At 56.8% G+C, this 26,103-nt stretch carries 10 protein-coding genes; 7 read left to right on the top strand and 3 right to left on the bottom strand.

Annotation, left to right across the window (positions count from 1 at the left end; translation table 11 throughout):
* The first annotated feature begins 28 nt into the window (after positions 1-28).
* Together CVE23_RS13425 and CVE23_RS13420 are read left to right on the top strand one after the other, a co-directional pair.
* Positions 29-1,627 (top strand): carbohydrate porin, encoded by a 1,599-nt coding sequence (locus tag CVE23_RS13425; RefSeq protein ID WP_100849729.1) that lies wholly within the window; start codon positions 29-31, stop codon positions 1,625-1,627.
* Between the two features lie 98 nt (positions 1,628-1,725).
* Positions 1,726-2,868 (top strand): alpha/beta hydrolase, encoded by a 1,143-nt coding sequence (locus CVE23_RS13420; RefSeq protein WP_371206766.1) that lies wholly within the window; start codon positions 1,726-1,728, stop codon positions 2,866-2,868.
* Between the two features lie 449 nt (positions 2,869-3,317).
* Here CVE23_RS13420 and yajD read toward each other — a convergent pair whose 3' ends face one another.
* From yajD to CVE23_RS22895, 3 genes are all read right to left on the bottom strand, one after another.
* On the bottom strand, positions 3,318-3,665 hold the full coding sequence (gene yajD, locus CVE23_RS13410; RefSeq protein WP_100849728.1) for an HNH nuclease YajD: 348 nt from the start codon (positions 3,663-3,665) through the stop codon (positions 3,318-3,320).
* Between the two features lie 304 nt (positions 3,666-3,969).
* On the bottom strand, positions 3,970-4,464 hold the full coding sequence (locus CVE23_RS13405) for a hypothetical protein (RefSeq protein ID WP_038919435.1): 495 nt from the start codon (positions 4,462-4,464) through the stop codon (positions 3,970-3,972).
* 768 nt (positions 4,465-5,232) lie between these two features.
* Positions 5,233-5,508, bottom strand: a complete 276-nt coding sequence (locus CVE23_RS22895) for a hypothetical protein (RefSeq protein ID WP_167389534.1) — start codon at positions 5,506-5,508, stop codon at positions 5,233-5,235.
* On the opposite strand from CVE23_RS22895, the gene CVE23_RS13400 reads away from it, so the two are divergent.
* The 5 genes from CVE23_RS13400 (at position 5,422) to fabD (ending at position 26,101) form a co-directional block, all read left to right on the top strand.
* Positions 5,422-21,549, top strand: a complete 16,128-nt coding sequence (locus CVE23_RS13400) for an SDR family NAD(P)-dependent oxidoreductase (protein WP_100849727.1) — start codon at positions 5,422-5,424, stop codon at positions 21,547-21,549. The genes CVE23_RS22895 and CVE23_RS13400 overlap by 87 nt on opposite strands.
* Positions 21,546-22,535, top strand: a complete 990-nt coding sequence (locus CVE23_RS13395) for an NAD-dependent epimerase/dehydratase family protein (protein WP_100849726.1) — start codon at positions 21,546-21,548, stop codon at positions 22,533-22,535. The genes CVE23_RS13400 and CVE23_RS13395 overlap by 4 nt, the downstream gene beginning before the upstream one ends.
* A gap of 51 nt (positions 22,536-22,586) precedes the next feature.
* Entirely contained in the window at positions 22,587-23,831 is a 1,245-nt protein-coding gene (locus tag CVE23_RS13390; protein ID WP_038919431.1) for an aminotransferase class I/II-fold pyridoxal phosphate-dependent enzyme, read from the top strand.
* A 24-nt stretch (positions 23,832-23,855) separates the two neighbouring features.
* On the top strand, positions 23,856-24,125 hold the full coding sequence (locus CVE23_RS13385) for an acyl carrier protein (RefSeq protein WP_038919430.1): 270 nt from the start codon (positions 23,856-23,858) through the stop codon (positions 24,123-24,125).
* 71 nt (positions 24,126-24,196) lie between these two features.
* A complete protein-coding gene (gene fabD, locus CVE23_RS13380) occupies positions 24,197-26,101 on the top strand; it encodes an ACP S-malonyltransferase (RefSeq protein WP_072093567.1) in 1,905 nt (634 codons plus the stop codon).
* Positions 26,102-26,103: the final 2 nt, after the last annotated feature.

Below are 26,103 nucleotides of genomic sequence, written 5' to 3'. Positions count from 1 at the left end.
TATCCGATTATCCGACGGGAATGTGAATATGAAAATAAAAAATAGCTATTTGGTGATAGCCAGTCTGTTATATCCGGCATCGTTTATTTCCACGGCGGCGCCATTAACAGTTGAACAACGACTGGCGGCGCTGGAAAAAGATTTACAGGAAACCAAACAGGAGTTGCAGCGTTATAAAGAACAGGAGAAGAAAAATAAAACCATCACCCTGGTCAGGGATAATTCCGCCGCCAGTACGGGGAATAAAAATAATACCGGCAGCGCAGCGAAAACCGCTACGCCGATCGCAGATAACGCCTTGTCTTCTGTGGCAGTATCACCCGACAGTCGCGCTTCCATGACATTGCATGAACTCAGCCAGTATGTAAAAGAGGATATCGGTTTTACCTATTCCGGTTATTTCCGTTCCGGCTGGGCCACCGGTTCGCAGGGGTCGCCCAAATCCTGGGCCATTGGTTCGCTGGGGCGATTTGGCAATGAGCACACCAGTTGGTATGACCTGATCCTGAAACAACGGGTGTTCAACAAAGACGGCAAATCCGCCTATGGGGTGATAAAACTGGACGGTAACGTCGGTCAGTCCTATTCCGGCGGCTGGTTTGGCGAAGACAGCAGCAATGAAAACAAATTGCAGTTCTCGGATATTTATCTCACCACCACAGGGTTCCTGCCGTTTGCGCCGGAGGCGGATTTCTGGGTCGGCAAGCATGCGTTGCCGGTGTATGAAATTCAGATGCTGGATTGGAAGAGTAATAAAACCGACTCCGCCGCCGGCGTAGGGGTGGAAAATATCAAAGCGGGCGTCGGCTCTATTGACTTGGCGCTGACCCGTGAAGACATCGATGTTTATAACCGCGACCTAACCAAATATCAGCAGATGAATACCAACGCGGTCGAGGCGCGCTATAAAGGCATTCCGTTATGGAACGGCGCCAGCCTGATGGTACTGGGGAAATACGCGATGGCTAATAAAAACGATACCCAGAAAAGTAATGAAGCCAACAACAACTATTTTCCGATGAAGGATTCCTGGCTGGGCGGCGTGGTGCTGCGTCAGGCATTGCCGAACAACGGCTTTAATGAGTTTACCGCCCAGATGGCCAATAACTCGATTGCCAGCAGCCTGGCGCGCTATGCCGGATCCAGCCCGTTTGTGGCGGTGAACGGTAAATACTACGGCGACCACAGCGGCGGCACGGCGCTGCGTCTGATTTCGCAGGGGGAGATGTATCTACGCCCGGATGTGATCATGGCTAACGCGCTGGTGTATACCCGCGGGCAGGATGTCTACAGCTATGACACCGGCGCCCATACCGATTTCGACAGCGTGCGCGCGGTGGTCAGACCGGCCTACATCTGGAGCAATTACAACCAGAGCGGCGTCGAGCTCGGCTATTTCAGCCAGACCAACAAGAATCAGGCCGGGAAGTATTTTACCGAGTCAGGCTATAAAACCACGTTGTTCCACACCATCAAGGTCGACACCAGCATGCTGGCTTCCCGTCCGGAAATCCGCTTCTACGGCACTTATATCCGGGTGCTGGATAACGAACTGGATCAGTTCACCTTTGCCGATAGCAAGAAAAATCAATTTACCGCCGGCGTTCAGGCTGAGGTCTGGTGGTAAGCCCCCAGACACAGCCCGCCCGTTTTTACCCTGTACCAATAAAAAAGAGGTTGAGAATGAAAACCAGGAAAACCAGTCTGTGCCTGTTGCTCTCCGCATTGAGTTTATCCGCGCCGCTGGCGGCGCTGGCCGACGCGGGCGCTATCCCGGCGCTGCCGCGCGCCGACGTGGCGACCCGGCACTACCTGTCGCAGGTCAACACGGATAACAGCATTACTTTCCGGCTGTTTGCGCCGGACGCCAAATCGGTAAGCGTGGTAACCGGCGCGACGCCGGAAACCTGGGTCGCGCACCCGATGACGAAAAACGATCTGGGCGTTTGGTCGTGGCGCAGCGAGCCGCAGCGGCCCAACCTGTACGAATACTTCTTTAATGTGGACGGCTTTCGCAGCATTGATACCGGTTCGGCGTTGCCCAAACCGCAGCGTCAGGTCAACACCAGCATGATTCTGGTGCCGGGCAGCGTGCTGGATACCCGGGCGGTGCCGCATGGCGAGCTGCGCACCGTGACGTATCACTCGGCGTCGCTGAAATCGGAACGGCAGGTCTATGTCTGGACGCCGCCGGGTTACACCGGCACCGGCAAGCCGCTGCCGGTGCTGTATTTCTACCACGGGTTTGGCGATGCCGGTGATTCCGCCGTCACACAGGGCCGCATCCCGCAGATTATGGATAACCTGCTGGCGGAAAAAAAGATTACGCCGATGCTGGTGGTGATCCCGGATACCGAAACCGATGTTTCCGACGCCATTCCGGAGGATTTTCCACCGAAAGAGCGGCGCAAGACGTTTTATCCGCGTAACGCGGCGGCAGCCGATCGTGAGCTGATCCACGACATTATTCCGCTGGTCAGCGAACGGTTTAATGTGCGGCGCGATGCCGACGGCCGGGCGCTGGCCGGGCTGTCGCAAGGCGGTTATCAGGCGCTGGTGTCCGGGATGAGTCATCTGGAGCACTTCGGCTGGCTGGCGACCTTCAGCGGCGTGACCACCGAAACGGTGCCGAACGCTCAGGTCACGGCGCAGTTGGGTAACGCCGCCGGTATCAATCAGCAACTGCGCAATTTCACCGTGGCGGTGGGCGAGAAGGATACGGTGACCGGTAAGGATATCGCCGGGTTGAAAGCGCAGTTGGAACAGAAAGGCGTGAAATTCGATTACCGGCAGTATCCCGGTTTAGGGCATGAAATGGACGTCTGGCGGCCGGCGTACATCGAATTTGTGCAGAAAGTCTTCAAATAACCACTGTTGTCAGACTGCTGACAAACCCTATAAGTGCAAAATGACGGGTTTTCAGGCGTTAAAACTGTGCTGAGGTGGGTGACTTCGCCGGATGCGCGGCAGGGAAGCCGCGCAAGCCCGTGACGTGTTGGACAAAAACGTCGGGAACGTTTTTGAACAGCGTTTACGCTGGCCCGAAGGGCGAGCCCCAGGGATGGGGCGAGTAACCGCGTCACGGGCGGTCCGAACAGCGAAGGCAAACGCCGAAGGAACCGCGCAGCGGCACAGTTTAGCCATCAGCTAGTGGTCAAGGAGGAGTGGCGTTTGAGTAACCGTGTTGCCAGTCAAGTGTTTCAACTGGCTACCAACCCATAATTTGTATTAGCTCAGATTTGAACCGACACTTTTGTGGCTCAGGACCATACCTAATCTGACGGACAACTTTGTGCCAGAAACGGCCGTTGCTGGCACTATTTCTTCTTATTAAGCATCGACTTTAAATCGGCAAAGGGATTATAGGTGGCTGCGCCAACATCTTTTTGCGCGTCTTCCCCCGCCACAACGGTTGTACCGTACTGCTCGGCTTCAGTGTACTTCGCGTGTTCGTGGTCATGGCAATACAGACACAACAACTCCCAGTTGCTGCCATCTTCCGGGTTATTGGTATGGTCGTGATCGATATGGTGAACCGTTAATTCGCGTAGGTTTGAATAAACAAACTCCCGTGAGCAGCGCCCACACACCCATGGATAGATTTTTAGTGCTTTCTCACGGTAACCGCTTTCCAGCCGCGAGTAGTTTTTTGGGATCAAAGCCATTGCCGATGCCACCTGTTATAAAGAGATAATTTTACAATATATCCCATATATGGAACAGAAATAGACTGTTCGTCGTAGTCCGTTCCCCCGCTCGTTGCCGACTGTCAGGTTTAATCGTGTTCTAACACAGAACACTGGCAGACCAAGTTTGAGCCAATACACGCACGAACCTATTCACTTTCACTGACAAAATTCACTTTCACTGACAAAATTCACTGACCAAACAACATTCATAAGACAACATGGCTGTTTGTCAACAGCCCCACGGTCACGGACCCACGGGCAGGGTATCCTGCCCGTTTTTCTATTTAATATTCAAATCTTTATAGCGCCCAAAGATAATATAGGACCGAAGGGTGAAAAACCCGACAACAGCTCCCGAAGAGACGGCTAATAGCAGAATCATGGGAATGCTAAGAACATGATCAACCGCAATTTCCTGACGATAGCCAATATAATAACGAAGAGGGAAATAGAGTAAAAAAATTGTAATAATAGAACACGTCCCCGGCACAGTTATTGTGCCTTCCTTACTGCCAGGGCTATAGATCTGAGATGAAAAAATTCGCTTTGCCGCAATCCCGCCGACAATACAGCCCAATAACCATATCAGACTTGAAGTCAGGATGTTGCCTTGTCGTAGTAAAGAGATAATCGAAAAAACCATAAAACAGCCTGGGATAAGTAACAGCAGCTTAATGCTAACCTCTTTTTTAAAACAAAAACTTATACAATAAAATGTAGTTGAAACCAAAAGCACAATTACCCACGCAGGCATCCCTGTTACAATCTCTAACATAATAACTCCATTTAAAATATGCTATTCATCAGTAATAACAATTTGTCATCAATAACGCCATCAATATAGATAAAGGCCGTTTTTATGTTAGCTGACCGTCGTTGGTTGAACAAATAAAATCATTTCGTCCTCAATCCGGTTTTTTGTAATTTTTAGTATAAATAAGATTATTGTATGGCCAGGACGCCGAACGGTAGCCTCTGTCGTCCCTGTTCACAGGACATAATGTGTTATCAAACGCCGGGTATTGAGCACAATAGATTAACGCTCCCCAGGTAAAAGTCGTTGTTATATTTTTTAACGCGCAGAATTAATCATGGTGATAATGAATTCTTTGTATGCTAATTAATGTTGGTGGTCTTGATATGACATTTTGATGATGTTTTTATGACAATTTTATGATGCTTAAATATGTATTTAATAATTCGCAAGCGACTTAATTAAGATCTGGTAGATAATGTTGTGAAAAATATTTGCATTCCGTTATCTCATTAGTGAAATTTATTTTTTATGGTTTTTTCATTCTGAATATAGCGTAAGTTGTGTTTTTTTGTTTCAAGTATAATTTGATAAAAATCAGTATCTTATTGTTTTTCATCATTCGGATTTTTCTGATTGCATAGCCGTTATTTACATATTGACAAAAAAATTAAGAAAATTGCATTAGGTGGGTGAATGTTTTTGATGCAGTATTCGTTAAAACCATTTATTTAATGAAAATCGGATATCAAACTTGTTGATCTGCTAATGAGTCATACGTCGGAAAGACTATATCAAAAATAATTCGAATTGCAGGAAGGCGCGACGCAGCGAATCCCCAGGAGCTTGAACAAGTAAGTGGCTGGGGTGAGTGAGTAAAGCCAATGCGCCTGCAATTTGAAATGTGACGGGTATATTTGGTGGCTCAGGTGATGGCATCAATTCTTGCGGAAAATAATAAACATATGGACATGGATGATGGGTATGGATATTGCAATTATCGGGATCGCTTGTCGGTTCCCTGATGCCAATGACTACAATGAATTCTGGCAAAATATAATTCATCGGCGCAATTCGGTTGCTGAAGTTTCTGATGCTAACAAAGATACGTTGCCGTATAACCGAAAGTTTTTACAGTGGCCAGACGCCAGTGAAAAACGATGGGCTGCTTTTGTTAATAACGTTGATGGTTTTGATAATCAATTCTTTGGCGTTATTCCTAAAGTTGCCGAGACAATGGATCCACAGCAACGGATTATGTTGGAACTTACCTGGTCTTGTTTGGAAGATGCAGGTATTCCTCCGTCAACACTGCGGGGGCATAAAGTCGGTGTTATTCTTGGTGTTTTCAATAACGATTATAAAGAATTACAGGAAAACACCAATGCGCCAATAGAGGCGCATCATTCTACGGGTACGGCAACATCTATTATTGCTAACCGTATTTCACATTTCTTTGGCTTTCACGGCCCGAGTATTGCCATTGATACCGCCTGTTCGGGTTCATTAAATGCGATTCACAGTGCGATTCAGGCAATCACTAATGGTGACTGCGATGTTGCTATTAGCGGCGGCGTGAATCTTATTTTAACCGCCACCCGGCATCAGTCTTTTGCCAAAATGGGAATGCTGTCGCCTACCGGCGCCTGCCACTCTTTTGATAGCCGTGCTGATGGTTATGTGCGTGGGGAAGGGGCGGGGGTTTTATTACTGAAGCCATTAGATAACGCGCTGGCTGACGGCGACGTTATTCACGGGGTCATCAAAGGCAGCGCCATTAACCATTGCGGCACCACCTATACGCTCACCTACCCAAGTGCCGAAGCGCAGGCGGAGGTGATTATTGCCGCCAATACGCACGCCGGCGTGCCGGTGCGTTCCATTGGCCTCATTGAGGCGCACGGAACCGGGACGCCGAAGGGCGATCCCATTGAGTTTGAAGGGCTTACCAACGCATTCAGCCGGCTCGCTCAGCAACAGGAAACCTCGCTGGATGAAGCTTTCTGCGGTGTGACGTCCGTTAAGAGCAATATTGGTCACCTTGAAGCGGCAGCCGGCGTTGCGGGCATCATCAAAGTATTGCAGGCTTTTAAACACCGCAAACTGCCGCCATTACGAAATTTCTCTGCGCTTAACCCAAAAATTGACACGACTTCCACGCCTTTCTTCTTCGTTGATGACGCCCGCGACTGGCCGCGTATTGATGCTGATACGCCGCGCCGGGCGGGGGTGAGCTCGTTTGGATTCGGCGGAACCAATGCCCATATCGTGCTGGAAGAAGCCCCTGAGCCGGTGAACCCGTCGCATCAGGACAACCAGCCTACGGCGGATACCCCTTATTTGATTGCGCTGTCTGCCAAAAGTCCGGCGGCGCTGTTGCAACGTCAAAAAGAGTTGATCGACTGGCTGGGTGAGCATCCCGAGGTATCGCTGAATGATGTGAGCGCGACCTTGCTGACTTGCCGCGATCACTTCGCTTATCGCTATAGCTGCGTGGGCCGTGATGGCACGGCGATTATTCAGGCACTGACGCAGGCGGCGGAGCAAGGCCCGCTGGCGTTGCAGGAACACGCGACGGATGATGCGCAGGCCATGGAAAACGCCTGCGCTGAAGGGGCTGCTGTGCTTGATGCGATGCGCGAGGCGGATGCGACCGTAGCGAACCGGCTGTTGCAGCAACTGGGGGAATGTTATCAGCGTGGCGTGCCGCTTGATTGGACCCGGCTATTTGACGGCGAGCGTCCAGCGCGCATTGCGTTGCCCGGTTACCCGTTTATTCATACGTCGTTTTGGCTGAGTGATGGTTACCGTACCGATTCCCCTTTCCCGGCGCTACGTGGCGCGCGTCACCGTGTGGTGAATGTCGGCAGTTCCCGCTATAAGGCTCAGCTTCAGGGCAATGAGTTTTTTATTGCCGGTCATCAGATCGGCGGTCAGACGATACTGCCGGGGGTGGCCTATCTGGAGCTGGTCCGTGCCGCCTTTACTGATGCCATTGATTTAAAAGACATCGACGCGCTACGTTTCTCTCAGGTGGCCTGGTTAAAGCCGCTTGAGTTCCATGATGCCGCGACGGAACTGTACATTCAGCTTGATCCGCATGAACCCGGTAAACAGTGGCTGTTCCAGGTCCTCGATCACGAGCAAACGCTTTATTGTCGGGGAACTATTGGGTTTTCCAGAACTATCGGGTTTTCCAGGGAAGCGCGCCCGGCGATGCCGGCTGACGATGCGCATACACGCGATGCGATGGCCTGCTACCAACTGCTTGATAGTTTGCAGATGTGCTACGGCGCGGGGCTGAGGTCTATCCGTCAGATAACTTTCGATGACCGCGCCTGTGTGGCGCATCTGGTTCTGCCGGATGCGCATAGCACTGACACGCATAGCACTGACACGCATAGCACTGACACGCATAGCACTGACACGCATAGCACTGACTCGCATAGCACTGACTTTGTGATTCATCCGTCTTTGGCTGATGGCGCCTTGCAGGCTGCGGTGGTCTGGGCGACCGAGAAACGGCGTGCAGCGCCGCAGGAGAACGAGCAGGGGGCGCTGGTCATTCCTTTCGCGCTGGAAGGGCTGGAGTTATTGCATCCTTGCAGTTCGGCGATGACCGCAACCATGACCTTGTCTGGCGAGCATGCTACCCGCGATGGCGTCTTCAAGGTGGATATTCATGTCAGCGAGGCGAACCACCCTGAACGCGTGGCGCTGATATTCCGTGGCTTAAGCTTGCGCGTTCTCGGTGACAGCCTTGCTGCAACAGATCAGGCGAAATCCGAACATTCACCGCCTGCGCTGCCTGAAACCGTCAACCTCTATCAGCCGTACTGGATTGAAAAACCGGTGTCAGACGCTGATGAACCGATGGAGCAGGTGGTGCTGGTGGGCGGTGAACAGGATGTTGACTGGCTCGCCAACCTCATCGCGCAGTCGGAAAATCCGCCGCAAATGCAGCGGATCCTGTTGGCATCAACGCCTGATGTGAGTCGCGAGCCGGATCGCGCGTGGGTTCGTGCGGGCAATCATGACGACTTCATCGCGGCGGTGGATGCGCTGTTGTCGCAGGGGGCTACGTTTGAACGTGTGCTGTGGGCCAGTGCGCCGCAGGCCGGCGCTGATTTTGCAGCTCGCCTGAACAACGGCCCGCATAGCCTTTTTGCCCTGACGAAGGCAATGATGCGTAAGGTTAAGAAGGCCCGGTTTGTCCATTTCCATCTGGCTGACGAGAGCCTGCCGGATGTCGCTGCCATCAGCGGTTTTTATCGGACGCTGCGTGTCGAAAAACCGGCCTACATTGGCCGTGTGGTGCACTGTGATTCGGTTGTGGAGGGCGCGCCGGATACGGGCATCGTCATCCCGGCGTTGATCAAAACCGAATTCAGTGACGTCTCCAAAGATGCGGATGTGCGCTATATCCAGGGCGTGCGTCGGGTGCGTCGCTTTGTCACCGAGGCACCGTTCTCCGCGCCCTCCCGTTCGCCGGTGAGCGCGAAGGTGGCTGATGCGGTTAACCAACCGGTATCCGCCCCGGCGGCCTTGCGCCGACAGGGAACCTACCTGATTACCGGCGGGTTAGGCGCGTTAGGGCTGATTTTTGCCCGTTTCCTGTGCTCGCGCTATGACGCAACCGTTTATCTGAGCGGGCGCTCCGCGCTGGATGAAAAACGACAGCAACAGCTTGATACGCTTCATGCGCAGGGGGGCAATGCCATTTATCTGGCGTGCGATATGAGCGACCCTGATAGCGTTCATGATTTGATCGCAACGATCCGCGCATCGGGCCGCACGCTGAACGGCATCATTCATTCTGCCGGCGTCATCGAAGACAACTTTATTCTGCGTAAAAGCCCTGACGCGTTCGGGCGGGTCATTACCCCGAAGGCCATCGGCACCTGGCTGCTCGATGAGGCAACCAGCGACTTGCCGCTCGACTTTTTTGCGCTGTTCTCTTCGGTGACCGGTGTGCTCGGCAATATGGGCCAATGCGATTATGCCTTTGGCAATGCCTTTGAAGATTACTTCGCTTACCAACGTAATGTCCGGCAACAGCGGGGAGCGCGCAGCGGTAAAACCCTTTCGCTGAACTGGCCTTACTGGCAGGACGGCGGTATGCGGCTGACCGAGAAAGAAGCCGATTTCCTGAAGAGCCAGTTCGGGATTGTGCCGCTGCTGACCGACGACGGCATCGCTATTTTCGATTATGCCCTGCAAAGTCAGGCGTCGCAGATAGTGGTGATGCCGGGCGTGCCGGGTGAACGTGCGCGCATTGACGAGGTGCTGGGCGTTGTCGAACCCGCGCCGCAGCCTCTGCTGTCTGACCCGGCGGCGGCTGCCACGACTGATGCCAATGACCCTCACGCATTGCAGGATGTGGTGATCCGCTATTTGTCCGACTTGTTTGCCAAAAAGTTACACATCCCGCCGTATTTCGAGCGTCATGGCTTTTTTCGTGATTATGGCTTCGATTCGGTGGTGGTGATTGAACTGGTCAATGAGTTGAAAAACACCTTCGGCAGCGCGTTGCCGATGACGCTGTTCTTTGAATATCAAACCATGGACGAGCTGAGTCGCTTCCTGCTTGAAAACTGTCAGCAAGCCTGCCGTGGTTTGCCGGGCGGCGCACCGGCGGGCACTGGCGCGCTGCCTGCGTTTCATATCGCCTCGTCGGCGGCGAATGCAGTACATGCAGCGGCGCCAGCGCACCGGACGACGCAACCGAGGGTAAACGATGACGATATCGCCATTATCGGTATCGCCGGGCGTTATCCCGAAGCGGATAGTCTGGAGCAGTTCTGGAGCAACCTTGCTCAGGGGCGCGACTGCATCATCGATATTCCGTCCGATCGCTGGGACGCGCGTTGGTTTCAGGCCGGCGCGGCAACGCCAGGGAAAAGCTACAGTCGTTGGGGCGGGTTCCTTTCTGGCGTAGAACGCTTTGATTTCCGTTATTTCAATATTTCGCCGAAAGAAACGGAAATTATGGACCCGAATGAGTGGCTGTTCCTTGAAACGGCGACGCACGCCATTGAGGATGCGGGATACACCGCGGATCAGCTGGCGCCGTTGCAGGCTGGGCGTGAGAACCGCGTCGGCGTTTATGTCGGCATCATGTGGGGGGATTACCAGCTTCATGCCGTCACCAGCCCGGAGAACGAGTGGACCACCTCTCACTCGTCTTACTGGTCGGTGGCAAACCGTGTTTCGCACTTTTTCAACTTCTCCGGCCCCAGCATGGCGCTGGATACGGCCTGTTCATCGTCATTGACGGCTATCCATATTGCGTGCCATGCCATTCGCAGCGGCGATATCCCGGTTGCCATTGTGGGCGGCGTCAACCTGTCGTTGCATCCTTATAAGTATCATCTGTTATCCAATATGCACTTCCTCTCTTCAGACGGTCGCTGCCGCAGCTTTGGCGAAGGCGGCACCGGGTATGTGCCGGGAGAAGGGGTTGGGGCGGTGGTGCTGAAGCCGTTGTCTCAGGCCCGGGAAGATGGCGACCATATCTACGGCATCATTCGCGGTACGGCGGTTAACCACGGCGGTAAAACATCGGGCTTTACGGTGCCTAACGCGAAACGGCAGGCGGAGTTGATCGCTGAGGCGCTGGAGACGGCCAATGTCAATCCGCGTCATATCAGCTATGTCGAAGCGCATGGCACCGGCACCAAACTTGGCGATCCGATTGAAGTCAGCGGCTTGAATAAGGCCTTTTCGATTGCCGGAGAGAATACCAAGTACTGCGCCATCGGCTCGGTCAAGGCCAATATCGGGCATCTGGAAGCCGCCGCCGGCATGTCGGCGCTGACCAAAGTGCTGCTACAGATGAAACACCAGACGCTGGCGCCGTCCATCCAGTCAACCGCGATTAACCCGTTTATCGATTTTCAGGGCGGGCCGTTCCGTGTGCAGCAATCGCTGGAACACTGGCAGCGTCCGGTGCTCGACGTGACGCAGGAGGATGGTCAGCGCGTTAGCCGGGAAATTCCGCGTATCGCAGGCATCAGTTCGTTCGGCGCGGGTGGCAGCAATGCGCATCTGATCGTCGAAGAATATATTGCGCCGCCGCCTTCGGCCGCTGACCCGCGGAAACCGGCGTTAATCGTGCTGTCCGCCCGTCGTGAGGCGGCGTTGCAGACGATGGCCGGACAGCTTGCCGACGCTATTGAACGCCATCCGGAACGGTCGCTACAGGATGTGGCTTATACGCTACAGGTTGGGCGCGTTGCGCACGAATACCGACTGGCTTTGGTGGCAGAGGTCGCGGCGGATGCGGTCAACATGCTGCGAGCGTATAGCCAGCAGCAGTTATCGGGATTGATCACCGGCCATCGCGACAACGCGCGTCAGGCGACCTCGACGCCGCCGTTGGCCGAGTGGATAAAGCAGGGGCGCCTTGGCGCGCTGGGCGAAGCCTGGGCCAATGGGCATGCGGTGGAATGGCGCCAGTTACACGCGGCGCATGCCCGTCGGCGTGTTTCTCTGCCCGGTTATGCGTTCCAGCGTCAGGACTGCTGGGCGCCGACCTTGCCCGCCGCCACGCCGTCAGGCTCCGCCGTGTCGGGTGTTGCTGCGCTGCACCCGCTGATTGACGCCAATATCTCCACGCTGACCTCGCAGGCATTCCGCAAGCGGCTGCGTGCCGACGAGTTTTTCCTGAGCGATCACCGTCTGGGCGATAACCGCATTTTGCCCGGCGCGGCCTATATTGAGATGGCATTGAGCGCCGGCGAGCTGGCGTGGCAAGGCCATGTGTTGCCGCTTACCGGCGGCAGGCCCCTGTTTGCGCAGGTGCAGCATGTTCAATGGCGTCAGCCGATTATGCTCGCCAGTGATGCTATGGAGATAGAAATCTCGCTGGCGCCATCGCAGGGGGGGCTTGATTTTGAAATTTACCGGGCGGACGGCGAGCAACGTCATATCTATGGCTGTGGTCGCTTGTGTGACGAGACATCGCCTCAGCCAGAACCTGCCAACCTGCAAAGGTTGTTGACCAACGGCCAGGTTTATCAGCGTAACGATATCGATGTGGCTTTCAAACAGCGTGGCTTTACTTTCGGCCCGACGTTTCAGGTGCTTGAGTGTTTGTACGCGAATGCCGAAGAGGCGCTGGCGGAGCTGAAGTTTCCTGACGGCTTGCAGATAGCGCCGGTTGTGCAGCCGTTTATCCTGCCGCCTTCGCTGCTGGATGGGGCATTCCGCACCGCGCTGGGCATCGGCGGTTTTAGTGCAACGGCGAATACGCTAGAGGTACCGGTGGCGCTGGCACGGTTGCAGATATTCAGGCCGATCGACGGCGTTTGCTATGCCTACGCCCGCCGCGACAACGCGCCCGGTTCGGCGACGGCAAGCTACCACATTGATTTGCTGGATAGCATCGGCAATGTGGTGGTCAGGCTCACCCAGTTGCAAACCCAGGCGGTGCCGCATCTGGGCATGAACGCTTCACGCGTCGTGACGCCGACGAAATCCACCGCGCCAATGCGTGCCGGCAATGCCGATGCGCCTCAGCCGGTTGCGACGACGTCGGCGATTTCTGCCTCGCCGCGCCAATCGTCCGGCACCGGTTCTGCGCATGATGCCGTCGTCAATACGTTAATCGCGCATGTCATCGACGTGACCAAACTGGATGCGGGCGAAGTCACCGCCAGCGGACCGTTAGCGAATTATGGTCTGGATTCCATGATGATTCTGGCGCTGAACGAGAAACTTGCCGCTGCGTTTGAGGGCCTGCCGCAAACCCTGTTCTATGAATACCAGGACCTCGCTTCACTGGCTGATTTTCTGCTGGAAAACTACCCTGAGCAGGTGACGGCGCTCGCCGGCATCGCGTCGGCTGCGAGCGTGGCGGCGCCGGGGACAGTCGGTACCCGCCCGGTACGTGACGACGTGCTGGATTATCTGGTAGCCAGCATTATTGACGCCACGAAGCTTGATGCGGGCGAAGTGCGACCGGCTACGCAGTTGTCGGATTACGGCCTGGATTCCATGATGATCCTGGCCCTGAACGGTAAGCTGGCGGTCACCTTCGGCGAGGTGTCGCAAACCCTGTTCTATGAGTATCAGGACCTCGACTCACTGGCCGATTTCCTCTGTGAGAGCTATCCCGAACAGGCTGCCGCCTTGCAGTCTGCGGCGGCGAGAGCCACGCCAGCGCCGGTGGCGTTGTCGCAGTCCAAAGTCAGTCACGCTGCGGATCCCGTTGCTGAAGCGGATAGCGTGGTTAAACCGGATAGTTCGACAAATCCGGTAGCGGCGATCGGTGATGTGGTGTTTGACAGTTTGACGGCGGCTGTCGGCTCGGCGGCGGCAAACTGCTCTGCACTGACGCCGCTCTGGCAGTGGCCGCTGGATACGGTCGATCTCATTCGCTTACAGCATGAGCTGGATGCGCGTGTTGCCGGCGTTGACGCCGCCGCCGTCTACCGTTATCAGACGCAGGCTGAGTGGGCCGACGCGATACAGGCCGCGCAGCAGCCAGCGTCTCGGCACCACGCCGCGACGCCGGTATCGTCCTCACGCCCGACGTTGGCCAGTCTGTTAAATCATTCTCGTCTTGATGCGCTGCGGCGTCATGCGCCGGGCGAAGCCGGATCGGCTGGTGTGAAAGATGACATTGCCGTTATCGGGCTCAGCGGCCGCTATCCGGGGGCCGGCAATGTGGATGCGTTCTGGGCCAATCTTACCGGCGGCGTAGACAGCGTCACCGAAATTCCCCTGTCACGCTGGGACTACCACCAACATTATTCGCCGGAGCGGGGGCCGAAGAATAAGGTCTACAGCAAATGGGGCGGGTTTATCGATGGTATTGATCAGTTCGATAGCCAATATTTCAACATATCGCCCCGCGAAGCGGAGCTGTTGGACCCGCAGGAGCGGCTGTTTCTGCAAACCGCGTGGGAGTGTATTTCGGACGCCAGCTATTCCCGTCACGCCCTGAGCAAGGCACAGGTCGGCGTCTATGTCGGGGTGATGTGGGCGCAGTATCAATGTATTGACACGACGGAGAAACAGCATGAATCCGGCTGGGCCATGTCGTTGCACTCATCGGTCGCCAACCGGGTTTCCTTTTACTTCAATCTGAATGGTCCGAGCGTGGCGCTGGATACCATGTGCTCATCGTCACTCACCGCGCTGCATATGGCGTGCCAGGCGATCCAGAACGGTGACTGCAACATGGCGATAGCCGGCGGCATCAATCTGATCGTGCACCCGATGAAGTACTACCAGCTGGGGCAAAACCAATTCCTGTCCAGCGATGGGCGCTGCCGTGCCTTTGGCGAAGGTGGCGATGGTTATGTTCCCGGCGAAGGGATGGGGGCGGTGTTGCTCAAACCGTTGCAACAGGCGATCACCGACGGCGACCAGATTTATGGCGTGATCAAGGCAACGGCTATCAACCACGGCGGCAAAACCAGCGGCTTTACCGTGCCGAATCAGGCGGCACAGAGCAACGTTATCAGCACCGCGTTAGCGCGGGCAGGCTGGAACCCCGCCTCGGTGGATTATATTGAGGCGCACGGCACCGGCACCATGCTGGGCGACCCGATTGAAATCTCCGGACTTGCCAAAGCCTTTTCGACTATCAACGCACAACGTAACGTACCACAGGAAATCACCCTGCCGGGGCATTGCCGCATCGGCTCGGTGAAAAGCAATATCGGGCACCTTGAGTCTGCCGCCGGTATCGCCGGGTTGACCAAGATCCTGCTACAGATGCGTCATCGTCAGATCGTGCCGTCGCTGCACTCACAGACGCTGAATACGAAAATCAACTTCGTTGCCTCGCCGTTTCGCGTGGTGCAGTCGCTTGAACCGTGGGAATCGGCGGCTGATCATCCGCGCCGCGCCGGCCTGAGCGCCTTCGGTGCGGGTGGTTCGAACGCCCATGTGCTGATAGAAGAAGCGCCGGCATTGGCAGCGGCCGGCCTGCGGAGTGGCGAGTCGCGGTTGTTCGTGCTCTCGGCGGATAGTGAAGCGCGTTTATCGCGGTATGTAGAGCGCATGGTGCGCTTTCTCGGTCAGGCGGTACGTGAACCGCAGACGGCGCCTGATTTTGACTCGCTGGCCTTTTCTTCGCTGGTCGGGCGCGATGCCATGACCGAGCGTCTTGCTGTGGTGGCGAGCAGTCTGGGCGACTTGCTGAGTCAGCTTGAGCAATACCAGCGCGACGGCGCGGCGAAATCGCTGTTCCGTGGGCGGATTGCCGGCGGCAGCGAGCGTCTGGATACCATTCTGGACGGCAAACAGCTTGATGAGCTGGTTACCGGCCTGGTGCAGGAGCGTCAGTTGCTGCGTTTAGGGCGGTTGTGGACCACGATGCTGGATGTGAACTGGCCGCAGTTCGCGCCGGCACTCTTCACTGGCAACGGCGCGGCGAGCGCGGTGCGCCGGGTGTCATTCCCGCCGTTGCCGCTGATGACGCGTAGTCACTGGCTGGCTCTGCCTGCTGAACAGGATAGACAAGGCCGCGTTAACTCGCTGCACCCGTTGATCGACGAGAATATTTCAACGCTGTCGCAGCAGAAATTTACCAAACAGTTGACCGGGCAGGAGCGCTATCTGCGCGATCATGTGGTGGGTAGCCGTGACGCACGGATGATCTTACCCGGTTCGGCTTACATCGAAATGATCCATGCGGCGGGCCAGCTGGCGATGGAAAGCGACTGGAGCGTGGCGTCAGTCCGCAACCTGATGTGGATGAACGCCATTCAGGTGGACGGCGAGCCGGTGGCGGTGGAAATCTCTCTGGCGCATGCCAGCGGCGATAACGTGCAGGTCGCCATCCGTAACCGCCACACCGATGCGCTTTCGCTGGAAGCCGAACTGGTCTATCGCCCAGACACGGATGTGCCTGAAGAGGAGTGGATCGATCTTGACGCATTGCGTAACAGTGGCAAACACGACAGCGATCAGGCCGCCATCTACGCCGATTTTGCCAAAATGGGCTTTGCCTATGGCCCGAGCTATCAGGTAACGCGCGAGCGTTATCGCTTCGCGGATGCGGCGCTGAGCCACTTGTGCCTGCCGGATGGCCTACCTTCTACCGATGCGTTTTATCTGCATCCGTCACTGTTGGACGGGGCGCTGCGTACCTGTCTGGCGGTGGGGCTGGAGCCGGTGGAATACGCCACGCCTATCGTGCCGTTCTCTCTGGGGGAGCTGGAGTTCCGCCACCCGCTCGGCGCAGAGTGCTATGCCTATGTCACGCCAGCCCAATCGCAGACGGCAGGTCAGCACCTGGGCAGCGCCATTCAAAAGCACGACATTACGCTGGTGGATACCTCCGGCCGGGTACTGGCGCGTCTGAAAGACTTTGCCGCCCGCCGGCTGGAGAGTGATGCCGGCAATAAGGCACCGTCTGTGACGTCACAAGACGTGCAGTACTACGCCTATGAATGGCAGGCATCGCCGCTGCCGGAGCGCGTATCCGGCACGGCGGTGAATTCTGAAGCGGCGCGGGTGTTGGTGCTCAGTGATGACGACACCCTGGCCGAGGCGCTGCGCGCGCGTTACGGCGATGACGCCAGCGTGATTACGGCGATGTCAGCCAAGGCGTTTACCCAGCACGATGCCCATCGATTCAGCGTCGATACGCAATCCCAGGCCAGCGTACAGACATTGTGCGAGCAATTGGCGGCACAGCAGCTGTGGCCTACCCACATTGTGCATGCCATCGGCGCGGATAAGCACTTTGACGACTTGCCCGTCGCAGGCGCGGCGTCGTTATTGCATGCGGGATTGCAGTCGCTACGGCACCTGTTTGTGGCGCTGGAAACGGTAACACCGGGGCAGGCGCTACGCTGTGTTAACGTTTATACCGCACAAGCGGAGCAGGTTGAGCCACAGCAGGATGCGCTCAGCGGCTATGCTCGCTCGTTGCTGACGATTAACCATCGCTTCGAGCTGTTCACCTTGCGTAGCGATGCGGATAACGCCACTACGCTGGCGAATGACGTTTATCAGGAGTTCGTCCAACGTCCACAGCCGGTGGCCGGTGTCGAAGTCGCTTATCGGCAGGGTATCCGCTATCAGCGTCAGGCTGGCGAGATCACCCCGCCGGATGCAGACGGTATGGGAAGCCAGCCGCACCTGAATTTTGTTCATCGCGGACATTATGTGATAACCGGCGGCGCCGGCAAGCTGGGGCTGCTGATGGCGCATTATCTGGCGTCCCGTTATCAGGCTCGCATCGTGTTGAGCGGCCGTTCGGCCCAGCCGGACGAAACGGTGCAGCAGCAATGGGTGGCGATGCGTGAGCACGGTGCCGAAGTGCGCTACATCGCGGCGGATGTGGCGCAGGAAGGGCAGGCGGAAGCCTTGATTGCCCAAGCCAAAGCGGCGTTCGGCGCGGTAGATGGCGTGCTGCACTGCGCGGGCGTCGCCAGCGCAACGCCTATCACGGCACTGTCGGATGCGGAGTTTTATGCGCTGATTGGCCCGAAGGTGGACGGTCTGGTCGCCCTCGACCGTGCCACGGCGCAAGAGCCGCTCTCTGTCTTTATCAACTTCTCTTCCGTTTCAGCGGTACTCGGTGATTTGGGATCTGGCGCTTACGCCGCCGGTAATCGCTTTATGGATAGCCATGCGGTATGGCGCGACAGCATGGTGAAAAAAGGGCTGCGCACCGGCCAGACGCTCTCGGTCAACTGGCCGCTGTGGGCCAGCGGTCAGATGAACATCGAGCAGGAGGATGCCAGCCTGTTTGCGTTCTCCGGTATGGCGGCATTAGGCCAGGATGCGGGCATTATCGCCCTCGAACGCGCCTTGCTCGAACAGCGTTCGGCATTACTGGTGGCGGTCGGCGACCGTAGCAAGGTTGCCCGTTCCCTGCGCATTCAGGCCGAGGCGATGGCGCTTCCCCTCCCGCAAACCGCGGTGAGCGTCGTGACCGAAGCGCCGCGTCATCAGCCGACAGCGGCGGCAATGCAGCCCGGCGATAGCGCTTATCTGCACAGCGAGCGCGCGCTCAAAGAGCGGATTTCCACCATCACCAAACTGCCGGCCAGCGATATCGCGGTGGACGCCACCTTTGAGCAGTTAGGGATGGACTCCGTCATGCTGATGGAGCTGCGCGCGGTGCTGGAGAAAGAGTATGACGGGCTGCCGAAAACCGCGCCGTTTGAGTTTAATACCACCGCCAAACTGGCCGGGTATCTGTGTGAGCGTTATGGCGTAACGCCGGCGCATGATGAGGTAGCGGCGACGCGGCCGCATCCTGCTGCCGAAGCGGTAGATAACCATCACGCCGGCGCGCCGGCTGCGGCGAATATCAAACGGACGATGCCTGCCGCCGCCAGGAATCCCCTGCGTTCACGGACGATGCGTACATCATTGTCGTCAGCCGCCAGTGCCGCCGGTTTTAATGCCGAAAGCGACGCCGTGGCGATTATCGGTGTGGCGGGCGAGTTCCCCGGCGCCGAGAATCTGGCGGATTTCTGGGCGGATATTCAGGCGGGCAAAGAAAATCTGACCACGATTCCGCAGGCGCGTTGGGCTATCACGCCGGACGATAACGGCAATCCGCATTACGTGAATCGCGGTGGCTTCCTCAACAATGTGGATTGCTTTGATCCCGAGATGTTCCGTATGAGCAGCGAGGAAGCCAGTCGCCTCGATCCGCAGGTTCGTGTGTTGCTGCGTAGCGCCTGGCATGCGCTGGAGAACGCGGGTTACACCCCGGCTGCGCTTAACGCGCAACAAGTCGGCGTGTATGTCGGGGCGATGAACGAAGATTTTACCTGGGTGATGGCCGAGATTTACGCCCGCACGGGGCGCTATCCGGGCGCCGGGTCGGTTGTCAGTGAGCTGGCGAATCGCATTTCGTTTTTGATGAATCTGCGCGGGCCTAGCTTCTGCGTTGCCACCACCTGCGCCTCATCGCTGACGAGCGTGCATGTCGCGCGCAAAGCCATCCTCGGCGGCGAATGCGATATGGCGCTGGCAGGCGGCATTAATCTGAGCCTGCATCCCAGCAAATATATGTTGCTGCAGGAGATGAAGGTGCTCTCTGCCGACGGCAAGGAGCATACCTTCGATGAGCGCGCCAATGGCCTGATCCCGAGCGAAGGCAGCGGCATGGTGGTGCTCAAACGCCTGAGTCGGGCGCTGGCTGATGGCGATCACATCTATGGCGTGCTGCGGGGTTCCAGCATCGGCCATGCCGGTACCGGGGCGGGGCAATACCTGCCGAACCTGACGGTGATGGAAGACACCGCCGTTCGGGCTATCAACGAGGCGCGTATCGATGTTAACGAACTGAGCTACATCGAAAGCCACGGTGCGGCGACCGAATTGGGCGACCCGATTGAGTTGAAGGCATTGTCCAACGCGCTGCGTCGTCAGACTAACGCGCAGCAGTTCTGCGCGTTGGGCACCAAAGCCAACCTGGGGCACATGGAAGCCGCATCGGGCATCTGTTCGTTGATTAAGGTGCTGTTGAGCATGCAGCACGGGCGTCTGTCGCCGTGCGTCAACCTGCACCGCATTAACACCTCGTTTGAACATGAAACCTCGGCGTTCCTGTTCCCGCGCGAGGCGCAGGAATGGCACGCCAATGCCAGAGGCACGCGTCTGGCCGGGATCAACGCCTATGGTATGGGCGGCTCTACCGCCTTTATGGTGGTGGAATCTGCCGAGGAGGTGGTAAGGCAGCACGCCCGCCACACCGCGACTGGCAGGGATAACGCGCCAAATAGTCCGCAAATCGTGGTGTTGTCGGCGCTGTCAGCGGAGCGTCTGGCGGCTTATGCCGTCGAGATGCGTGACTTTGTTAAGCAACAGGGCCGTGCGCTGTCGCTCGCTGACCTTGCCTACAGCAGCCAGATTGGGCGCGTCACGCTGGACCATCGGCTGGCGATCGTCGCCACCAGCATGGATGAGCTGGTGGCAAAACTGGACGGCTTTATTGCTCAACCGACCGCTGAACATAGCCTGCGGGAGATGTATAGCGGCAACGTACGCCACAGCAAAGACGTCCCGCAACTGATCGCCGGCGAGGCGGGTAAGAGCTTTATCCGTGCGCTGGTGCAAAACCAGCAGCTCGCCAACGTTGCCACGCTGTGGAGCCGAGGCTGCGACATCGACTGGAGCCTGTTGCACCACGGGGAACCTCGCCGTCGCGTGCCGTTCCCCGGCTATCCCTTTGCGAAAGAACCCTGTGATCTCTACGCCGCGCTGCGCCTTGACGCGCCGCAACGGCAAACCCCTCACCGCGACCCCGTGGTGGCTGATGCCGCAGACGCGCTCGCCCCGTTAACCGTGCCGCAGACATGGTTTGCCCGCACGTTGCCTGTGGGGGCGGTAGACGTTCGTAATGATGAGTCATTGCAGGCGTTCTGGGTGGAGCAGTTACACGCCAAAGAGGACGTGGGTTCGTTGACGGCGTCGGTATTGCTCGGCGGCGCCGCTGTGCAGGACGGCGAGGCGACTCAGCCGCTTAGCCTGTCTGTGGAGCAGCTAATCGACCCTGACACGGTGACGGCGGTGCAAGTCTGCACCCAGCGTCAGGAAATCGCGCTGGAAACGCTGGTAGCCGCCGGCTGGGCACTGCTCATCAATCGTCATGCGCGGGTCAAACAGGCGCAGTTTGGCCTGATCCGGCATGTTAATGACGACCGTTTCCAGATGATCCCCGCCCGTATTCAGGTGGTTGGCCGCTATAAGACCGCCGCCTGGCTCAACGGCGTTGAAACCCAACTGGAGAAATGCCTTGAGCATGCCGGGGCCACGCTTGAGCAGATAGCGCACTGGGTGGGCGATGCCGGACAGTTCGATAGCGCGGTGGCGCTCCTGGCCGACGGTATCGAGGTGAACCCGGCTATCCCGGCGTTGTTTGCGGCGCACCCGCAGCTGCGTCTGGCGATGTTGGTCCGCATTGAGGAGAACGGCGTGCAGGTGCGTCTGGCGTGCCGGGGCGTGGATACCCAGATAGCACAGCTCAATCAACTGCTTGAGCAGTTCGTGCTGCTGCTGGAGGGGCTGGCCCGTCATCCCGATAAAAATCCGGCGGCGCTGTCGATGCGCAGTAAAGGGGAAGGGCGTAAGGCCTTTTTGAAAACGCTTGAAAAACTTCATCAGCAAGATCAAACACTATGAAAATACTGATTACCGGAGCAAACGGATTTGTTGGGCTCAACGTGGTAAAAGCGCTGGTCGCCGCCAACCATCAGGTAACGGCCTATGTGCGGGCGACATCCAACGTGAGCTTTCTGGAACCTTTCGGCGTCACCCTGGTGCGCGGCGAATTACAGGATAGCCAGCGCCTGCGCGCCGCGATGGCCGGGCACGACGGGGTGATCCATACCGCGGGCAATACCAGCAGCAACCCGCGTGACTGGCCGCTGCTGGCAGCCGTTAATGTGGAAGGGACCCGTTCGGTGATTGAGGCGGCGCTGGCGAGCGGGGTATCACGTCTGGTGTATACCAGTACCAGCTCGACGATAGGGGCGGATAACGACCCGGCCGCCGAGGCGACTGAAAACACGGCGCTTGCCGGGTTTCGTGCCAGAAACCCGTATGCCAAAAGTAAGTTGCAGGCGGAGGAGCTGGTGTACCGTGCCTGCGATCGCGGCTTGTCCGCCGTCATCCTCAACCCGACGGAAGTGCTGGGGGCTTACGACTATTCCATGCAGTGGGGACGCATGGTGCTGGCTGTCGCCTATAACCAGCTGCCGTTCCTGCCCCCCGGCGGCGCCAGTTTTTGTGGCGCGAGCGCGGTGGGTGACGCGCACGTCAGTGCCTTGACCAACGGCAACGCCGGCGAGCGTTACCTGATTGCCGGAGCCAATACCCGTTATAGCGAGCTTATCAACACCATTGAAGCGGTTGTGCCGTGCAAGGCGAACCGGCCTCAAACCCCTTATTCGTCTGTCTATCTGAAAACGTGGCTTCAGGAAAAACTGCCCTGGCTGGTGCGTGGCGAACCGGTGCTGGACGCCTATCGTCTGCGTGTTTTCGGCGGGGTTTATTACTTTAGCAGCGCCAAAGCAGAGCGTGAGCTGGGCTATCAGCCTTCTCCCTTAAGCCAGATGGTGGATGAGTGCGTGTCCTGGTATCGGGGAAACGGTTTTATTGCGTCTTAGCGAGCGGAAGCATTCTCCGAGAGAGAATAAATAACCAAGGAGGTTTTTATAATGGATTTTCATGATCTGGTCGAACTTGAGCGTAAGCCTTTCAAAGAACGCGTCAAATTACGTTATGGCACCTATTTAAAAGAAGTAGAAAAAGGCTTTATGTTCAGCCGCCAGGGGATGGGGCCTGTCGATGCGCAGATGCAATACAAAGATCTGCACAGCGACGACTTCAGGAACGTGCTGGTGTTTGGCTCCAACAGCTATCTCGGCCTGGCTAACCATCCTTATGTAAAAAGTCAGGTGGTTGAAGCGGTAGAGAAATACGGTATCGGCACCGGCGGGTCACCGGCATTTTCCGGCTATACCAAGCAACATCGGGATCTTGAGCTGCGTCTGGCGGCGCTGGCCGGCCACGAAGACGCGGTGCTGCTGCCGAGCGGCTATATGGCAAATCTGTGCTGGGTTAACGGATTGATGAATCGTAACGACATCATCATCTATGACCAGAACAGTCATGCCAGCGTGATCAACGCCGTCAAAATGACCAACGTGCCGTTCTTTACCTTTGATCCCGAGCGTCTGGATGAGTTTGAGGCGATGCTGCCTAAAATTCGGGCGCGCTCCAAACCGAATGCCCAGATTTTCTCCACGGTTGAAGGGGTGCGTTCTACCGACGGTTCGATCATCGATCTGAAGCGTTATATCGAGATTTGCCGGGCGCACGACATCATCATCATTCTGGATGACGCTCATGGTTTAGGCACCATGGGGCGCACCGGCAAGGGGACGCTCGAACATTTAGACCTGTTAGGCCAGGTAGATTTGCGGATGTCCACCTGCAGCAAATCGCTGGGCGCGCAGGGCGCTTTTATTTCCGGCAGCCGCGAGCACATCTTTATGCTGCGGAACTTCTCTTACCCTTACCTGTTTACCTCGGGGTTGGCGCAACCGACGATTGCGGCGATTTCCGCGGCATTAGACGTGATGGAGCGTGAGCCGGAGCGCATTGCCCGTTTGCATGACAATGTGCGTTACATGCAAGACCTGCTGGAAGCGAAAGGCTTCAACATTCTTCGCGGCGAATCGGGAATTATCCCGGTCTTTTTCAGCAAGCTTTCTGTCGTAGGCAATATCAATCGCCGTCTTTTCGAACGCGGCGTGTTCGCCAACATCATGGAATACCCGATGGTTCCCCCCGATAAAGAACGCCTGCGTATTTCGGTGATGTCGACCCATACCCGGGAAGAGATCGAGCAGGTCGTTGAGCTTATCACTGAGGTAGCGCGCGAGTTTGACGCACTCTAATGGATTGGATGAAGGAGAGAAGAAATGGATGCTCAGAAAGAGATTCTCGCGGTGGTGCTCGACATTATTAACGGCATCAAAAATACCGGGTTTACGCCTGATGTCGTGGAGTTGGATTCGTTTATCGGCGGCGAGCTTGGCGTGGATTCGGTCGAGATGCTGGAGTCCTGGTACGAGATCGAGAAGCGGCTCCACATCAAGGTCAACGACGGCGATAAGCGCGGTATTTACACGCTTGGCGACCTGATCGGCACGATTGAGGCCCATCTACCGGCAGAGGCTGTCAAGTCCTGACCCCGCGAGCGGCTGGTGGGATAAGCAAGCAACGTTAAGTGACAATCCTAGGGAACAGTAATAGGAGATTTATGTCTTCTTCAATTTGGGTATTTCCTGGTCAGGGATCGCAGCAGAAAGGGATGGGGGATGGGCTGTTTGAGCGTTTCCCCGAACTCGTTAGAGAGGCCGACGACGTGCTCGGTTTCTCGATTCGAGAGCTGTGCCTCAACGATCCGCAGGGCGTACTTGGTGAGACGGAATTCACCCAGCCGGCGTTGTTTGTTGTCTCAGCGCTCGGGGTTCTTGCCAATCGACAAGACGGCGTGGACGCGCCGGACTGCTATGCCGGTCATAGTCTGGGGGAATTCGCCGCGCTGTTTGCGGCCGGGGCGTTTGACTTTGCCACCGGCGTCGCGCTGGTAAAAGAACGCGGTAGGCTGATGTCGACAGCGCCGCGCGGTGCGATGGCCGCCGTTCTGGGCATCGAGCTGAATCAGGTGACGGCGTTACTGGCTGCGTCACCGTTTAGCGGCATTGATATTGCCAACATCAACTGCGCGCAGCAGATCGTCATTTCAGGGCTGTATGATGACATTATTGCCTGTGAAACGCTGTTTACCGCTGCGGGTGCGCGTTATATCAAGCTGAATGTGAGTGCGGCGTTTCACTCGCGCTATATGCGTGATATCGAAGCCCGGTTTGCACAGTTTGCCCAGCGTTTTACCTTCAATCCGCTCAATGCGCGGGTGATTTCCAACTACACCGCGCATGACTATCCCACATCCGATTACCTTGAGCTGTTGGCGCGCCAGATAAGCCACCCGGTCCGCTGGTACGAAAGTATGTCGCGGCTGCTGGCGTCTGGCGAGGTCAAACAGCACGAAATTGGACCGGGGCAGGTGCTCACCAGCCTGTTTGCGAAAATCAGCGCGCAACCGATGGCGCTGGCGGATGAGACGGCGCCCACGGCCAAAAACGTTGCCAGTTCCCCCGCCGCGCATGCATCCAACCATGCATCCAACCCCGGCGTGGTGTTTATGTTCGGCGGGCAGGGCTCGCAGTATTACGGCATGGGGCATGAGCTGTATCGTCGGAATGACGCGTTCCGCAGCCAGATGGACATCTGCGATGCCCTGTGTCGCCAACACACCGGCTACAGTCTGCTGGATACGCTGTATGACGACGCTCGCCGCCATCTGCCGCTCTCTGATGTCGCGTTGTCGAATGTGGCGTTACTCAGCGTGGGCGTCAGCCTGAGCCATATGCTGAAAGCCGAGGGCGTCAAACCTGACGCGGTTCTGGGATACAGCCTGGGAGAGTGCATCGCCGCGGTCGTCGCCGGCGTACTGACGCTGGATGATGCCATAAAACTGGTGGTGTCGCAGGCGCACTTACTGCGCGATAAAAGCGCAGGCGGCGGGATGATGAGTGTGCTGGCGCCGGTAGCGCATTTCCATACCCATGCCGCGCTGTATCAGGGAACCGAGTTAGCCAGCATTAATTTCCAGAATAACTTTGTGGTCAGCGGCAATCGGGCGAGTCTATCGGCGCTCAAAGAACGTCTGACGCAACGGGACGTTATCTCGATGCTGCTGCCGGTTGAGCAACCTTTCCACTCGTCCGGCATCGCCGCCATCGAGACGGATTTCCGGGCGCTGGTCGATACCTTGCCGAAACATCCCCCCGAAATGACGGTTTACTCCGCGCTGCTGGGGACGTCGGTTGAACGCTGGGATAGCGAGTATTTCTGGCGCGTCTTGCGTGAACCGGTCGATTTCTACCGCTTAATGCAGGGGTTGGCGGCGAAAGACGAGGCATTTTTTATTGATCTCAGCCCAACAGGCACCCTGTCAACGTTCATCAAATACGGTTTTGCCGCGCGCATTCAGCACGGCGCTGTCATCAATCAATTCGGCAGGAACGCCGAAAGCCTATCCAACTTACTGAATGTTATAAAAAATCATTCCAGGCAAGTTGTCACGGAGGGAGCCTGACC

Origin of the sequence: Dickeya fangzhongdai, from assembly GCF_002812485.1 — a bacterium.
GTDB classification, from domain to species: domain Bacteria; phylum Pseudomonadota; class Gammaproteobacteria; order Enterobacterales; family Enterobacteriaceae; genus Dickeya; species Dickeya fangzhongdai.
Note: the sequence above shows the minus strand (reverse complement) of the source record. Positions and strands in the feature narration are given on the sequence as shown.

Coding starts and splice junctions, on each gene's coding strand:
- CVE23_RS13395 (WP_100849726.1), top strand. CDS start 21,546: ATGAAAATACTGATTACCGGAGCAAACGGATTTGTTGGGCTCAACGTG.
- CVE23_RS22895 (WP_167389534.1), bottom strand. CDS start 5,508: ATGAATTATATTTTGCCAGAATTCATTGTAGTCATTGGCATCAGGGAA.
- fabD (WP_072093567.1), top strand. CDS start 24,197: ATGTCTTCTTCAATTTGGGTATTTCCTGGTCAGGGATCGCAGCAGAAA.
- CVE23_RS13400 (WP_100849727.1), top strand. CDS start 5,422: ATGGGTATGGATATTGCAATTATCGGGATCGCTTGTCGGTTCCCTGAT.
- CVE23_RS13405 (WP_038919435.1), bottom strand. CDS start 4,464: ATGTTAGAGATTGTAACAGGGATGCCTGCGTGGGTAATTGTGCTTTTG.
- CVE23_RS13425 (WP_100849729.1), top strand. CDS start 29: ATGAAAATAAAAAATAGCTATTTGGTGATAGCCAGTCTGTTATATCCG.
- CVE23_RS13390 (WP_038919431.1), top strand. CDS start 22,587: ATGGATTTTCATGATCTGGTCGAACTTGAGCGTAAGCCTTTCAAAGAA.
- yajD (WP_100849728.1), bottom strand. CDS start 3,665: ATGGCTTTGATCCCAAAAAACTACTCGCGGCTGGAAAGCGGTTACCGT.
- CVE23_RS13385 (WP_038919430.1), top strand. CDS start 23,856: ATGGATGCTCAGAAAGAGATTCTCGCGGTGGTGCTCGACATTATTAAC.